Annotated in this window: 15 protein-coding genes; all 15 read right to left on the bottom strand. The window is 66.9% G+C overall.

Annotated features, from left to right (window positions below):
* Positions 1 to 12 precede the first annotated feature (12 nt).
* A complete protein-coding gene (locus G335_RS0112925) occupies positions 13 to 1,173 on the bottom strand; it encodes an aminotransferase class I/II-fold pyridoxal phosphate-dependent enzyme (protein WP_018177000.1) in 1,161 nt (386 codons plus the stop codon).
* A 35-nt stretch (positions 1,174 to 1,208) separates the two neighbouring features.
* On the bottom strand, positions 1,209 to 2,660 hold the full coding sequence (gene der / locus G335_RS0112920) for a ribosome biogenesis GTPase Der (protein WP_018176999.1): 1,452 nt from the start codon (positions 2,658 to 2,660) through the stop codon (positions 1,209 to 1,211).
* 49 nt (positions 2,661 to 2,709) lie between these two features.
* Positions 2,710 to 3,870 (bottom strand): outer membrane protein assembly factor BamB, encoded by a 1,161-nt coding sequence (gene bamB, locus G335_RS0112915; protein ID WP_018169511.1) that lies wholly within the window; start codon positions 3,868 to 3,870, stop codon positions 2,710 to 2,712.
* Positions 3,871 to 3,915: 45 nt separating this feature from the next.
* Positions 3,916 to 4,530 carry a tetratricopeptide repeat protein gene (locus tag G335_RS0112910; RefSeq protein WP_018176998.1) on the bottom strand — a complete coding sequence of 205 codons (615 nt, stop codon included), beginning with the start codon at positions 4,528 to 4,530 and terminating at the stop codon, positions 3,916 to 3,918.
* Between the two features lie 23 nt (positions 4,531 to 4,553).
* A complete protein-coding gene (hisS, locus tag G335_RS0112905; protein ID WP_018176997.1) occupies positions 4,554 to 5,834 on the bottom strand; it encodes a histidine--tRNA ligase in 1,281 nt (426 codons plus the stop codon).
* Between the two features lie 46 nt (positions 5,835 to 5,880).
* Positions 5,881 to 7,050 (bottom strand): helix-turn-helix domain-containing protein, encoded by a 1,170-nt coding sequence (locus tag G335_RS0112900; RefSeq protein ID WP_018169509.1) that lies wholly within the window; start codon positions 7,048 to 7,050, stop codon positions 5,881 to 5,883.
* On the bottom strand, positions 7,047 to 7,817 hold the full coding sequence (pilW, locus tag G335_RS0112895) for a type IV pilus biogenesis/stability protein PilW (RefSeq protein WP_018176996.1): 771 nt from the start codon (positions 7,815 to 7,817) through the stop codon (positions 7,047 to 7,049). Before pilW ends, G335_RS0112900 begins: the two co-directional genes overlap by 4 nt.
* A complete protein-coding gene (locus G335_RS0112890) occupies positions 7,814 to 8,947 on the bottom strand; it encodes a bifunctional tRNA (adenosine(37)-C2)-methyltransferase TrmG/ribosomal RNA large subunit methyltransferase RlmN (RefSeq protein ID WP_018145980.1) in 1,134 nt (377 codons plus the stop codon). Before G335_RS0112890 ends, pilW begins: the two co-directional genes overlap by 4 nt.
* A gap of 109 nt (positions 8,948 to 9,056) precedes the next feature.
* Entirely contained in the window at positions 9,057 to 9,488 is a 432-nt protein-coding gene (gene ndk / locus G335_RS0112885) for a nucleoside-diphosphate kinase (RefSeq protein ID WP_018145981.1), read from the bottom strand.
* Between the two features lie 368 nt (positions 9,489 to 9,856).
* Positions 9,857 to 10,060 (bottom strand): Fe-S cluster assembly protein IscX, encoded by a 204-nt coding sequence (gene iscX, locus G335_RS0112880; RefSeq protein WP_018169506.1) that lies wholly within the window; start codon positions 10,058 to 10,060, stop codon positions 9,857 to 9,859.
* A gap of 14 nt (positions 10,061 to 10,074) precedes the next feature.
* On the bottom strand, positions 10,075 to 10,413 hold the full coding sequence (gene fdx, locus G335_RS0112875; protein ID WP_018169505.1) for an ISC system 2Fe-2S type ferredoxin: 339 nt from the start codon (positions 10,411 to 10,413) through the stop codon (positions 10,075 to 10,077).
* A gap of 4 nt (positions 10,414 to 10,417) precedes the next feature.
* Positions 10,418 to 12,301 (bottom strand): Fe-S protein assembly chaperone HscA, encoded by a 1,884-nt coding sequence (hscA, locus tag G335_RS0112870; protein WP_018176995.1) that lies wholly within the window; start codon positions 12,299 to 12,301, stop codon positions 10,418 to 10,420.
* A 31-nt stretch (positions 12,302 to 12,332) separates the two neighbouring features.
* On the bottom strand, positions 12,333 to 12,857 hold the full coding sequence (hscB, locus tag G335_RS0112865; RefSeq protein ID WP_018145985.1) for a Fe-S protein assembly co-chaperone HscB: 525 nt from the start codon (positions 12,855 to 12,857) through the stop codon (positions 12,333 to 12,335).
* 105 nt (positions 12,858 to 12,962) lie between these two features.
* Complete coding sequence (iscA, locus tag G335_RS0112860) at positions 12,963 to 13,286, bottom strand: iron-sulfur cluster assembly protein IscA (protein ID WP_018939093.1); 324 nt, start codon at positions 13,284 to 13,286, stop codon at positions 12,963 to 12,965.
* A gap of 7 nt (positions 13,287 to 13,293) precedes the next feature.
* The gene (gene iscU / locus G335_RS0112855; protein WP_018145987.1) at positions 13,294 to 13,704 is read right to left on the bottom strand and encodes a Fe-S cluster assembly scaffold IscU; all 411 of its coding nucleotides are present in this window, start codon (positions 13,702 to 13,704) and stop codon (positions 13,294 to 13,296) included.
* Between the last annotated feature and the right edge of the window lie 47 nt (positions 13,705 to 13,751).

Genomic DNA, 13,751 nt, shown 5'->3' with positions numbered 1-13,751 from the left:
CGACCAGGGGGATCACAGCAAGCCCCGCAGGCGCTCGACGGCCTCGCGCAGGCGGGCCTCGGACTGGGTATAGGCGATACGCAGGTAGTCCCGACCCCGGCTGGGGCTGAAATCCGTCCCCGGCGTCAGGGCGACACCGACCGTGTCCAGGACGCGCGCGCAAAGGGCCTCGGAGTCCGGGCCGTGGGCGGTACAGTCGGCATAGATGTAGAACGCGCCCTCCGGCCGCGCCTGGACCTCCAGCCCGAGCCCCGGCAGCGCCTCCAGCAGCACGTCCCGACGGCGTTTCAGCTCCCGCACCCGAGATTGCAGCAACGCCTCGGTCTCGGGCGCGAAGGCCGCCAGCGCCGCGGTCTGGGCCATGCTGGCCGGGGCCACAAACAGGTTCTGTGCCAGGCGCCGCACCGGGTCCACCCAGGTCTCCGGCACCACCATCCAGCCCAGGCGCCATCCGGTCATGGCGAAGTACTTGGAGAACGAGTTGATCACCACCACATCCGGGAAGCCGGCCGCGGCACTGGGCTCCGGGGTATCGAAGACGATCTGGGCGTAAATCTCGTCCATGATCACCAGGCCTCCGCGCTCGCGCACGACCTCGACGATCGCAGCCAGCCGATCACGCGACAGGCAGGTCCCGGTCGGGTTCGCCGGCGACCCCAACAGCACCGCACGGGTGTTGGCGCCCCACGCGGCGGCAATCGACTCGGCGGTCGGCTGGAAGGCATGTTCTGCCTGGACGGGCAAACCCACGGGGGTCGCCCCACGCGCGGCGACGAACTGGCGGTTGCAGGCATAGCCGGGGTCCGGCAGCAGGACTTCCTCGCCCGGATTCACCCCCGCCGCCAGCGCCAGCAGGATGGCTGCGGAGGCGCCCGCGGTGATCACGATGCGTTCCGGGTCGACCTCGGCCCCATGGCGTCGCCAGTAGTCGGCGGACAGCGCCTCGCGCAGGGCCTGGGTCCCGTGCGCGGGGGTGTAGCGGGTATCCCCCTCCGCCAGCGCGGCGCGACCGGCCGCGATTACCAGGGGCGGCGTCGGGAAGTCCGGCTCCCCTACCTCCAGGTGGATGATGTCGCGCCCGGTGCGCTCGGCCGCCTGGGCTCGTGCCAGGATGTCCATCACCCGAAACGGCTCCACCACCTCGGCGAAGCCGGACAGCGCCGGGTCACGCATCGGATTGGCGGGATGCCCCGGGACCACCGTCGCGATCAGCGGCGCACGTGCCGCATCAGACGCTTGCGCTTGTACTGCTGTCTCGGCGTGAGCTTGTTGCGCCGGCCCGCGTAGGGGTTGCGCCCGGAGCGGAATTCGAGCCGCAACGGTGTCCCGACCAGCTTGAGCTGCTTGCGGAAGAAGTTTTCCAGGTAACGCTTGTAGCTCCCGGCAAGCGCGTCGGTCTGATTGCCGTGGATCACGATCACCGGCGGGTTCTGGCCCCCCTGGTGCGCGTAGCGCAGTTTGATGCGCCGGCCGCTGATCATCGGCGGCGCATGCTCCGCCACCGCGGCCTCCAGCAGACGCGTGAGCTCCGGCGTGGACATTTTGCGGAAGGCACTGGCGTGGGCCTCGCACACGTCGTCCAGAAGATGCCCGACATTGGTGCCGTGCAAGGCCGAGATCAGGCGCATGCGGGCAAAATCGACAAACCCCAGGCGCCGATCCAGCTCGTCGCGGATGCGCTCGCGCGCGTGGTCGTCCAGCCCGTCCCACTTGTTCACGGCCAGCACCAGCGAGCGCCCGGCCTCGATGACCATCCCCAGCAGGTGGGAATCCTGATCCGACAGGCCGGCATGGGCGTCCACCACCAGGACCACCACGTGGGCGGACTCGATCGCCTGCAGCGTTTTGATGACGCTGAATTTCTCGATCACCTCGTGGACCCGGCCACGGCGGCGTACCCCGGCGGTATCGATCAGGGTGTACTCCTGACCGTCGCGCTCGAACGGGACAAAGATGCTGTCGCGGGTCGTACCGGCCACTTCCGTGGCCACCACGCGCTCGTCGCCCAGGATACGATTCACCAGGGTCGACTTGCCGACGTTGGGGCGTCCGACGATCGCGACGCGAATGCCCGGCCAGTCATCCAGCGCCGCCTGCTGCGAGGCTTCGTCGAGGCCGTCACTGGCGGCCTCGTCGTCTCCGGCATCTTCACTGGCCGCCCGGCGCGCGGCCGCCACGTCCTTGCGCACCGCCTGCATCAGGCCCTGTACGCCGCGCCCGTGTGCTGCGGCAATGGAGGTCACCTGCCCCAGCCCGAGGGCGTAGAACTCGGCACTGACGGAATCGGCATCCAGGCCATCGGTCTTGTTCACCACGACCCGCGCCTTTACCCCGGCGCCGCGCAGCTGATCGGCAATCGCCTGGTCCTGCGGCGTCAGGCCGTCACGAGCATCCACCAGGAACAGCACATGATCCGCTTCGGCCACCGCGCGCTGGGTCTGTTCGGCCATCGCGCGGTCCATCTCCGCGCCCTCGCCCGAGAGCCCGCCGGTGTCCACGACCAGATAGGGAAAGTCGCCGACCTTGCCAATGCCGTACTGGCGATCACGCGTCAGTCCGGCGACGTCCGCCACCAGGGCATCGCGCGAGCGCGTGAGCTGATTGAACAATGTGGACTTGCCGACATTCGGCCGACCGATCAGGGCGATAACCGGAATCATCTGCGGCTGCGCCCTGCGCGGAGAACCCGGCGCCCTGAAACCTTGTGGCTCACTCGTCACCCCGGATTGAGGGATTCACGGCCGTCAGCTGCCCGTTGTCGGTGACGACATACAGCGTGCCGTTCACCAGGGTGGGACGCGTAACCACGGAACCGGAACCGGCGCGCAGCCGGGCGACAATGCGCCCGTCCTCGACGTCGACCCAGTGCAGGTAGCCCTCGTAATCACCGACGATGGCGTGCTGACCGACCACCACCGGCGCAGTCACACCGCGCAGGCGCAGGCCATCCATCTGCCACAGGTCACCACCACTGCGGGGCTCCAGGCCCCACAGGTGGCTCTCGGCATCGGTCACGACCAGGACATCGGAACGCGTATCCACATCTCCGCCTTGATAGGAAGAAAAATCACGGACCCAGAAGATCTCGCCGGAGTTGAGATCCAGCGCCGCGAGCCGTCCCTGGTAGGTGGCCGCAATGGCAGCGCCGCGATACATCGGGATATGCCCGTCCAGGTCCACCATGCGCTCGACCTCCGTGCGCCCGGTGGGAACCCCCAGGGTGGTCTCCCACAGCACGTTGCCGCGGTTCAGCCCCAGCATCAGCAGGCGGCCGTTGTCGAACCCGGCCAGCACACGGCCGGAGGTGATCTGCGGGCGCTGGGCCCCGCGCAGGCTCAGCGAGGGTGTGGTGCGCAGCGCGGTCCACTGGGTGGCGCCGGAGTCGGCGTCCAGGGCATGGATGCGACCGTCGTTGGTACGCACGATGACCAGGCCGCCGGACACATCCGAGACTGCCAGCACCTCGCTGGAGAGCGCAGCACGCCAGCGTTCGCCATCGCCATCCAGATCCACGCCGATGGCGTAGCCGTCCAGCGTGCCGACCACGGCGAGGCCGCCACCGACGCCGACCCCCGCGGAGACCCGGGCATCATCCAGGCGCACCTGCCAGCGCTGGCTGCCACTGTCGGGATTCAGACCGGAAACCCGCCCGGCGGCGTCGCTCATCACGACCAGGTCGTCGGTGATTCCGGGATAGATCTGCCACAGGAAGCGCTCGCCACCGCTGCCCACCGAGCGCGACCACAGCCGCTCCGGCTGACCTTCGGCCTCGAACTCCGGCAGGTCCGCCGGTGGCTCGGTGGTATCGCGCGACCACAGACCGCAGGCGCTCAGGGACAGGATCAGCGCGCTGGCAATCAGCAGGCGCACGACCGGACTCGCAAGGGAAGGCACAGACATCAGGCGACGGGTCCTCTAGACGGAAAGTTCTTCATATTTCAGACGCAGGTACTCGGGGCTGTGCCCCGCATCCAGTGCAGCCTCGTAATGCTCGCGGGCCCGCTCGCGATCGCCACGGGCGCGGGCCAGATCCCCTTCGAGCTCGCGCTTCAGCCCCGTGAAGGCATCGCTGCGAACGTCCGCCAGGGTCGCCGCGGCATCATCCAGGCGCTCGGCCAGGATCATCTGGCGCGCAAGACGCAGCGTTAGCACCTCGCGATACCCGCGATCGGGGGCCGCGTCGCGCGCAGCCTGCAGCGCGTCGATCGCGGTATCGGTGTCGTCCTGCGCGATCGCCACATCGGCCCGGTAGACCCAGGCAAGCGCGCGGTAGGGCGTACCCCGTCCCTGTTCGATCACCGCATCGGCCAGTTCCAGCGCGCGATCGGTCTGGCCGGTCTGACCGGCGACCTGCAGGGCCTGATACATCTCGGAGGACACCTGGGCGCGCGATTCCTCGCGATCGCTCCACCAGTTCCAGCCGAACAGGCCGCCGACCCCGAGAACCAGGCCGGCCACAATCGCCATGCCGTTGTTCGCCCACCACTGCTTGATGCGTTCCGCTTTTTCTTCGTCGGTGAGATAACTCATCGTGTTCTTGATCCTTGCGTTGACTACGAGCGCTCTTGCAGAGCCGTGCGCAGATGGTCGGTGAGGGCTGCACGGTCGACGGCCATCTGCTCGCCGCCCTGCGATCTTAACGGCTTCACCGTGACGGTGCCCGCGGCATGCTCGTCACTACCGAGCACCAGGGCATAGTGCGCCCCCAGACGATCGGCACGTTTCATCTGCGACTTGAAGCTGCCGCCACCACAATGCTGGACCAGGCGCAGCCCCGGCAATTCGCCACGCAGCTGGTCCGCCAGTTGCAGTGCCGGGCCGACCAGTTCGTCGCCGCCGACGATCAGGTAGGCATCCGGACCCGGCGCTGCCGGGGCGTCTTCGCGCGCCTCCAGCAGCGCGACTAGCCGCTCCAGGCCCATTGCCATCCCGATCGCCGGGGTGCCGCGGCCACCGAGCTGTTCGACCAAGCCGTCGTAGCGCCCGCCGGCGCAGACCGTACCCTGGGCACCGAGATCCTCGGTGATCCACTCGAATACTGTATGCGTATAGTAATCGAGCCCACGCACCAGGCGCGGGTTGTGCTCGTACGTGATGCCCAGCGCATCCAGATGCGCGCACAAGCCGTCGAAATGGGCGCGCGACTCAGCGTCCAGATCATCCATCAGGCTGGGGGCCTGCGCGACCACCTCGCGGGTATCGGGATGCTTGCTGTCGAGGATGCGCATCGGGTTGTCGTACAGCCGGCGCTGCGCCTCCTCGTCCAGGGCGTCACGATGCTGCTCGAAATAGGCGATCAGGTGGTCGCGATAACGCTGCCGGCTTTCCGGGGTGCCCAGCGTGTTCAGCTCCAGGCGCACGTTCGAGAGCCCGAGCATGCGCCACAGCCGTGCGGTCATCGCCAGCATCTCGGCGTCGACATCCGGCCCCGGCAGGCCGAACACCTCGACCCCAACCTGGTGGAACTGGCGATAGCGCCCCTTCTGCGGGCGCTCATGGCGGAACATCGGCCCCAGGTACCACAGTCGCTGCACCTGGTTGTGCAGCAGCCCGTGCTGGATCCCCGCGCGCACGCAACTCGCGGTGCCTTCCGGGCGCAGGCTCAGGCTGTCGCCATTGCGGTCGTCGAAGGTGTACATCTCCTTCTCGACAATATCCGTGACGTCGCCGATGGAGCGCTTGAACAGCTCGGTCGACTCCACGATCGGCATGCGGACCTCGTGGTAGCCGTAGGCCTCCACAACCTCGCGCAGGGTGGCTTCCAGATGCTGCCAGACATGAATGGACTCGGGCAGGATGTCATGCATCCCGCGGATCGACTTGATCGCTTTCATGGTGTCTTTTTGTTTGTACGTGATGGCCTGCCGGAAAGACCCGGGTTCAGCCTTCCAGATCGAAGCGCGCGGTGCGGTCGCTCCGGATATGCGTCTCGACGTCTACCGGCTCGCCATCCAGCGTCAGCGAGACCCCGGACGCGTTGCCCAGGATCACCCGGCCAGGCAGATCCAGGCGAATCTCCTCGCGGTCACCCGAGCTGAGCACGCCGGTCAAAACCACCTCGTCGGCGGCATCGCGGATCTCCACCCAGGAGGTCTCGCCAAACTCCAGCACCAGTTGCGCGCCCTCACCCGCCGCCGGACCTTCACCGGAAGTCTCGATCACCGGGGAAGCATCCAGTGGGGCTTCGCTTTCGGCCCGCACGGGGGCCTCAGGCATGACCGGCTCTTCCGGCACGACCAGGCGTTCGGTCAGGGCCTCCGCCGGTGCGGTGGATTCCGAGGATGCTGCCGGGGCGCCGGCCGATCCCTCGGCACCCGCCGACTCCGGCTGGGCGCCCTCCGGGAGGGCCTCCGGCGCGGGCGTGACGGGCTCCGGATCGGTGCTCTCGGCGATCGACGGGCTGAGCCCTTCGGCGTCCGGGGTCTGGGTATCGGCGAGGCTCGGGACGGCATCCCGCGCCTCGCCCAGGTTCAGCGACGGCCACCCGGGCGTGTCCGTGCGCTCGCTCCAGGCATAGACCCCGAGTCCAAGCAGGATCGCGGCCAACAGCAAGGCGAGCCAGTAAATACCGCGGCCGCGCCGACGCTGACGGTCGCGCGCGGAGGGCGTTGCGACGGCCCGGAGTTCGGGGTCGACCATCCCGTGGTTCTCGAAGGACTGAATCCACGGATCCGCGGCCACGCCCAGCTCGCGGGCGCAGGAGCGCAGATAGCCGCGCACGTACGCCGGCGGCATGTGATGAAAGCGATTGGCTTCCAGGTCTTCCAGGGTGCCGCGCCCGAGGTGGATGCGGCTGGCCAGGGTCGCGCTGTCCAGACCGGCCGCCTCACGCGCCCGCCGCAGACTGGCGCCGGGCTCGTCCTCACCCCGGGGCGCCTCCGGTCCGGATGCCTCCGGGTGGTCCCGGGTGGTCAGACCATGCGCGGCGGAGAAGGACGGCTCCGGATCGGGGTCCGAACCCTCGGTGCGCAGGGAGGCGACGTTATTCGTTGAATCATCGACATCCTCGACCCGCCCGAGGCCCGGTTCCTTGTCGCGTGGATCGCTCACCCTTCACGCTCCAGCCGGCGCAGCTCGGCCATCTCGTCGCTGTCCGGGTGATGGCGGCTCAGGCGCTCGGCACACGCGTTGGCCGCGCGGCTGTTGCCCAGCGCGCTTTCGGCCTGATAGCACAGCAGCAGCGTCTCGGCATTCTCGACCCCCTGGCTGTCCAATCGTTGCAGGAAGGCCCGAGTCTGCATCGGCCGGTCGTCCTGATAACTCAGCCGCGCCATTTCCAGAAGCGCGCGGGGATACTGCGGATTGAGTTCCAGCGCCCGGCGCAACTGCCGCTCGGCCTCCTCGGCATCGCCCGCGTCCGCGTGACAGACGCCGGAGTTCATGTGGGCGATGTCGCGGCGATCGTAATCCGGATTCTTAATCGCCTTGGCGAACAGCTCCTGAGCCTCGTCGAAGTCCTCGCGGGCGCAAAGCAATGCGCCCAGGTTGGTCTGCGCAAAGGGGTTGTCCTCGTCGCGGCGCAGGGCCCGGCGATAGTGTTCCTCGGCACGGTCCAGCTGGTCCTTGCGCTCGTAGATCGCTGCCATACCGATATTGGCGAGGACATAGCCGGGGTCATAGTCCAGCGCCCGCCGCAGGTTGCGCTCGGCCTGCTCGAACTCGCCCTCGCGCAGATAGCCGATGCCCAGTTCAGCATGCACCTCGGCGGCATCCTCGCGTTCGCCGGAAACCGGTCGGTCGGCCGTGGCGGCACAGCCACCCAGCAGCAGCGCCAGGGTCAGAACCCCGGCGATGCGCAAACCCGCGCGTCCAGTCATGAAGCCCTCCGATCCGTCTGTGGCAACTCGGCATGCAGGCGGAACATGCGCATGCCACGATTGGTTCGATCCTCGACCTGCCCCACCAACTGCCCGCAGGCGGCATCGATGTCGTCGCCCCGGGTGCGCCGGACGGTGGTCACGTAGCCGGCCTTCTGCAGGCGCCGCTCAAAGGCCAGGACGGTGGCCTCCGACGGGCGTTCGAACGGAGCCCCCGGGAACGGGTTGAACGGGATCAGGTTGATCTTGCCAGGAATACCCCGCAACAGCCCGGCGAGCTCGTTGGCGTGCTCGGGCTGGTCGTTGACACCGGCCAGCAGGACGTATTCGAACGTCACGCCACTGTGGGCGTCGGTTGCCTCCACGTAGCGGCGGCAACTGTCCAGTAGCTCGGCGAGCGGGTACTTGCGGTTGATCGGCACCAGACGGTCGCGCAACGCGTCATTGGGCGCATGCAGGCTGACGGCCAAAGCGACATCGGTATGTGCGCTCAGACGATCGAGGGCTGGAACCAGGCCGGAAGTCGAAAGGGTCACACGGCGCCGGCTGAGACCGTAGGCATTGTCGTCGGTCATCAACTGACAGGACGGGACCACCGCATCGAAATTGGCCAGCGGCTCGCCCATACCCATCAGGACCACGTTGCTGACTGCGCGCTTGCGGCCGTCCGGCGCCGGGAGCCGCTGCATGGCCAGCCACACCTGACCGATGATCTCGGCACTGGTGAGATTGCGGTTGAAGCCCTGCTGGGCCGTGGAGCAGAAGGTGCAGTCGAGCGCACAGCCGACCTGGGAGGAGATGCACAGTGTCCCGCGCCCGCCCTCGGGGATGAAGACGGTCTCGATGGCATTGCCGTCGGGGAGCCGCAGCACCCACTTGACGGTACCGTCGGAGGAGGCCTTTTCCAGACCGATCTCGGGCACGCGGATCTCGGTCTCGCGCTCCAGACGATCGCGCAGCTTGCGCGACACGTCGGTCATCTGTTCGAAGTCGGTGACCCCGCGCTGATGGATCCACTTGATCAGCTGGGTGGCACGAAAACGCGGTTCACCCCACTGCGCCAGCAGCTCGACGAGCTGTTGGTGGCTGTAGCCCAGGAGATTCAGGGGGGTGGAGGATGTGTGTGCCATAACAGGGACCGGTTGGCTCAAGTCCCCTAGTGTACTGTGCCGAAGGGATGCCTGCCTACGGGGCCCGGTGTGCGGTGCAACCGGGCCCCGTAGCGCATGCGGGCCCGCTTTATCGGGTACGCGGGCAGACGCCGTCGTCGCCAAAGAAGAAAGCGATCTCGCGCTCCGCGGTCTCCGGGGCGTCAGAGCCGTGTACGGCGTTCTCGTCGATGGACACGGCGAAGTCGGCACGGATGGTGCCCGGAGCGGCTTCCTTCGGGTTGGTCGCACCCATGATGTCGCGGTTCTTGGCAATGGCGTCCTCGCCTTCCAGGACCTGCACCAGCGCCGGGCCGGAGATCATGAACTCGACCAGATCGTTGAAGAACGGGCGTTCCTTGTGCACGTCGTAGAAGCCTTCGGCCTGCTCGCGGCTCAGGTGCATCATGCGCGCGCCAACGACCTTCAGGCCGGCCTTTTCGAAACGGCTGATGATGTCGCCGATGGCATTCTTGGCAACGGCGTCAGGCTTGATGATGGAAAGGGTGCGTTCAACGGCCATGGGGCGGCTCTCCTGGTACTTGGATTGAATATCGGTCGCTGGGCCCGGCTGCAAACGCGAGAACCCGCCGAACGGCGGGTTCCCAACGCAAAAAAGACGCGGACGCAACGTGCGGCGCGTAGTCTAGCGACCTGACGCCCCTGCAGCAACGTCACCGGCCTTGATTCACCACGAAGCGCACGCAGACACGCAGAAGGTCGAGGAGACGGCACAGAAGCACAGGCCGCGATACCACTTCGCATCGGTAAGCTATCCTGGTATCGGGTAGGCGTTTCAGCCTCCTGCCCTTCCCTGCGTCCTCTGTGCCCTCTGTGGTGAAAAAGGGTCTGGCCCTTCTTCGTGTGCTTCGTGGTCGATCCAAAAACCCGTCAGTCGTCGACGTCGGCCTCGTCCATCCAGGCAAGCTGGATCGCCTCAAGGACACGCTCGCCCGAGCGTTCGGGGTCGTCATCGAATTCCGGCAGGTTCATCACCCACTGACGCAGATCCACGAAGTTGATGTTGCGCGGGTCCACATCCGGGTGTTCGTCGGCTAACTGGATCGCAATTTCCTGGGTTTCGGTCCACTTCATCGCTTGGTCCTTGATCAGTGGTTCTCGGAGACCTGGTTAATGGTGTACTTCGGCAGTTCCACCACGAGATCGTTGTCGGTCACGATCGCCTGACAGGACAGGCGCGAGTCCGGCTCCAGGCCCCAGGCCTTGTCGAGCATGTCTTCTTCGTCCTCGGTCGGCTCGTCCAGGCTGTCGAATCCCTCGCGCACGTAGACATGGCAGGTGGTACAGGCGCAGGACTTTTCGCAGGCGTGCTCGATCTCGATGCCGTTTTGCAGCGCGAGATCGCAGATGCTAATGCCCGACGGGGCCTCGAGGGAGGCGCCTTCGGGGCAGATTTCCTCGTGGGGCAGAAAGATTACCTGGGGCATGTTCTCAGTTCCCTGCGTCGTATTCGCTAACGTTGTGACCGGCGAGTGCCCGCCGGATGCTGTCATTCATGCGCCGCGCGACGAAGGCCTCGGAGGCCTGCTCGACGCGCTTGCGCGCGGCCTCGATCGCGTCCGGGTCGTCGCCCTTCTCGCGTTCGGCGCGCAGGGTATCGCGCGCCTGTTCGATACTCTGGCGCTCCTCCGGCTCCAGGTAGCGATCGCCATCGGTCTGCAGCGCGGCGTCGATCGCCTCCAGCACGCGGTCGGCCTCCACCTGCTCCTCGCGCAGGCGGCGGGCCTCCATATCCTCGCGCGCTGAGGACGCCGAGTCGCGCAGCATCTGCTCGATCTCGGAATCGGTCAGGCCGTAGCTCGGCTTGACCTCGATATGCGCCTCCACGCCCTGGGTCTGTTCGCGCGCGGTCACGTTGAGCAGCCCGTCGGCGTCCACCTGGAAGGTCACGCGGATGCGCGCGGCCCCGGCCACCATCGGCGGGATGCCGGACAGGGTGAACTGGGCCAGCGAGCGGTTGGCATCCACCACGTCGCGCTCGCCCTGCACCACATGCAGGGACATCGCCGTCTGACCATCCTTGAAGGTGGTGAATTCCTGGGCCCGCGAGACCGGGATGGTGGTGTTGCGCGGGACGATGAACTCGACCAACCCGCCCATCGTTTCCAGGCCCAATGACAGTGGGATCACGTCCAGCAGCAGCAGTTCGGTATCGGGCTTGTTGCCGGCCAGGATGTCGGCCTGCTGCGCGGCGCCAATCGCCACCACGCGGTCCGGATCGATCCCGGCATGCGGGACCCGACCGAAGAACCCCTCCACCGCCTCGCGGACCGCAGGCATGCGGGTGGAGCCGCCCACCAGCACGACCTCGTCAATCGCATCCGTCTCCAGGCCGGCATCCGCGAGGACCTGCTGGCAGGCCTTCATGGTGCGATCCAGCAATGGACGCGCCAGCCCCACGAGGGTTTCGCGATCCAACGCGCCGGACCAGGTGGAGCCGTCCGCGCGCACGACCTCGACCGGGGTGCTCGCAGCGTCAGTCAGGGCTTCCTTCGCCTGACGCGCGGCCAGCAACACCCGACGCAGGCGCTGCGGGTCGTTCTCGCCGCCCATCCCGGCCTGGTTCAACAGCCAGTCGGCGATGGTGCGATCGATGTCATCGCCGCCCAGGGCCGAGTCGCCACCGGTCGCCAGCACCTCGAACACACCGCGGCGCAGCTGCAGTATGGAGATGTCGAAGGTCCCACCGCCCAGGTCGTAAACCGCGATGGTGCTCTCCTCGCCCTGATCCAGCCCGTAAGCCACCGCTGCGGCAGTCGGTTCGCTGATCAGGCGAAAAACGTTCAGCCCCGCCAATTGCGCGGCGTCGCGCGTGGCCTGGCGCTGGGCATCATCAAAGTACGCGGGCACGGTGATCACCACGCCCTCGAGTTCGTCGCCCAGGGTCGCTTCGGCCCGCTGGCGCAGGGTGTGAAGGATATCGGCGGACACCTCGACCGCGGTCTTGTCACCCGCGGCCGTCTCGATCCGCGGCACGCTGGACTCGCCGGTCTTGAGGCGAAACGGCAGCTCGCCAGACAGGCGCGCGACATCCGCCGCGCCGCGTCCGATCAGGCGTTTAACCGAGGCGATGGTGTTGTGCGGATCATCCGCCGCGTGCTCCGCGGCCGCATACCCCACGCTCACCCCATCCGCGGCGTAGTGGACCACCGACGGCAGGATATGCCGGCCCTGCTCGTCCGGCAGGGTATCCGCCTCGCCACTACGCACCGTGGCGACCAGCGAATGGGTCGTGCCGAGGTCGATCCCGGCCGCGAGGTGGCGCTGATGCGGCGCGGACTCGGCTCCGGGTTCGGTGATCTGCAATAACGCCATCGGGTGTTCGGCTCCTTCACATGGCCGCGGATCAACCGCGCGCCAGGTTCTGTCGGGTTCGTTTCAATTCGTCCAGCAAGCGGTCGAAAAAGCGCAATTCCAGCACTCGGTCCTTGGCCTCGGGCGCCGGGGCCGCCGGGTCCTTCAGGGCATCCGCGACCTTTGCCCGTGCCTCGGCCCGGGCCTGCTCCAGCTCTTCACCTGCGGCCTCCAGCGCGGCACCATCCCTGGCCGCCGCGGCCTCTTCCATGCGTTCGCGCCACTCGATCTGCGCCTCGATGAACTCGATGTTCTGGCTGGTATCGCGTTCCGGGTCGAACGCCACGCCCGTGCGCTCCAGCAGGTGCAACGCACGGCGGTAGTCATCCCCGAGGATCGCGTAGGCCTCGTTCACGTCGGCCGCCACCGCCGCCGCCATGCGCCGGGCCTGGTCGCCCTGGCGCACGAAGCGGTCCGGATGCAACTCTGCCTGCAGGCGGCGAAAGCGCTCGTCCAGCTGTTGCCGGTCCACCTCGAAGGCGACCGGCAGATCGAACTGCTCGAATGGGTCGTTCATCAACTCTCGGCCTCAAGAAGCACTGGCGACGCACTGACAAAAGAAAAGGGGTGGGACGACGACCAGCAATCGGCCGCCATGCACCACCCCGGATGCGATCGTCAGTCAGATACTGAAGCTTTCACCACAGCCACATCGGGCCTTCTCGTTCGGATTATTGAACTTGAACCCTTCGTTCAGGCCTTCCTTGCCGAAATCCAGCTCGGTGCCATCGAGGTACACGAGGGACTTCGGATTCACCACCAGCTTCACGCCGCGATCCTCGAACACCGTATCGGTGTCCTCGATATCGTCGGCAAACTCCACCACGTAGGCCATGCCGGAGCAGCCGGTCGTCCTGACAGCCAGCCGCACGCCCACGCCCTTGCCTCTCTTGTCGAGGAAATTGTGGATCCTTTCGGCTGCGGGTTCGGTCACTGTAATCGACATAGCACCCTCAGGCAGACTTCTTCTCGGCTTCCGCGGCCTCGCCGTGGCGCTCCTGGTAGTTGGACACGGCCGCCTTGATTGCGTCCTCGGCCAGCACCGAGCAGTGGATCTTCACCGGCGGCAGCGCCAGTTCCTCGGCGATCTGGGTGTTCTTGATCTGGCTGGCTTCTTCCAGGGTCTTGCCACGCACCCATTCGGTGAGCAGCGAGCTGGAAGCGATCGCCGACCCGCAACCGTAGGTCTTGAACTTGGCGTCCTCGATGATGCCGTCGTCGTTGACCTTGATCTGCAGCTTCATCACGTCGCCGCAGGCCGGGGCACCGACCATGCCGGTGCCGACCGTGTCGTCGTTCTTGTCGAAGCTGCCGACGTTGCGCGGATTTTCGTAGTGGTCCAGAACCTTGTCACTGTAAGCCATGACCGTTCTCCTGTTGCGTGTGTACGCGTTGCGTTAGTGGTGTCGAG

Origin of the sequence: Thioalkalivibrio sp. AKL8 (assembly GCF_000380525.1) — a bacterium.
GTDB lineage: Bacteria > Pseudomonadota > Gammaproteobacteria > Ectothiorhodospirales > Ectothiorhodospiraceae > Thioalkalivibrio > Thioalkalivibrio versutus.
Note: the sequence above shows the minus strand (reverse complement) of the source record. Positions and strands in the feature narration are given on the sequence as shown.

Excerpts from the sequence above, each read along its gene's own strand:
- pilW (WP_018176996.1), bottom strand. The coding sequence starts at position 7,817 with ATGACTGGACGCGCGGGTTTGCGCATCGCCGGGGTTCTGACCCTGGCG.
- iscA (WP_018939093.1), bottom strand. The coding sequence starts at position 13,286 with ATGTCGATTACAGTGACCGAACCCGCAGCCGAAAGGATCCACAATTTC.
- fdx (WP_018169505.1), bottom strand. The coding sequence starts at position 10,413 with ATGCCCCAGGTAATCTTTCTGCCCCACGAGGAAATCTGCCCCGAAGGC.
- der (WP_018176999.1), bottom strand. The coding sequence starts at position 2,660 with ATGATTCCGGTTATCGCCCTGATCGGTCGGCCGAATGTCGGCAAGTCC.
- G335_RS0112910 (WP_018176998.1), bottom strand. The coding sequence starts at position 4,530 with ATGAGTTATCTCACCGACGAAGAAAAAGCGGAACGCATCAAGCAGTGG.
- ndk (WP_018145981.1), bottom strand. The coding sequence starts at position 9,488 with ATGGCCGTTGAACGCACCCTTTCCATCATCAAGCCTGACGCCGTTGCC.
- hisS (WP_018176997.1), bottom strand. The coding sequence starts at position 5,834 with ATGAAAGCGATCAAGTCGATCCGCGGGATGCATGACATCCTGCCCGAG.
- iscU (WP_018145987.1), bottom strand. The coding sequence starts at position 13,704 with ATGGCTTACAGTGACAAGGTTCTGGACCACTACGAAAATCCGCGCAAC.
- G335_RS0112890 (WP_018145980.1), bottom strand. The coding sequence starts at position 8,947 with ATGGCACACACATCCTCCACCCCCCTGAATCTCCTGGGCTACAGCCAC.
- hscB (WP_018145985.1), bottom strand. The coding sequence starts at position 12,857 with ATGAACGACCCATTCGAGCAGTTCGATCTGCCGGTCGCCTTCGAGGTG.
- hscA (WP_018176995.1), bottom strand. The coding sequence starts at position 12,301 with ATGGCGTTATTGCAGATCACCGAACCCGGAGCCGAGTCCGCGCCGCAT.
- iscX (WP_018169506.1), bottom strand. The coding sequence starts at position 10,060 with ATGAAGTGGACCGAAACCCAGGAAATTGCGATCCAGTTAGCCGACGAA.
- G335_RS0112925 (WP_018177000.1), bottom strand. The coding sequence starts at position 1,173 with ATGCGTGACCCGGCGCTGTCCGGCTTCGCCGAGGTGGTGGAGCCGTTT.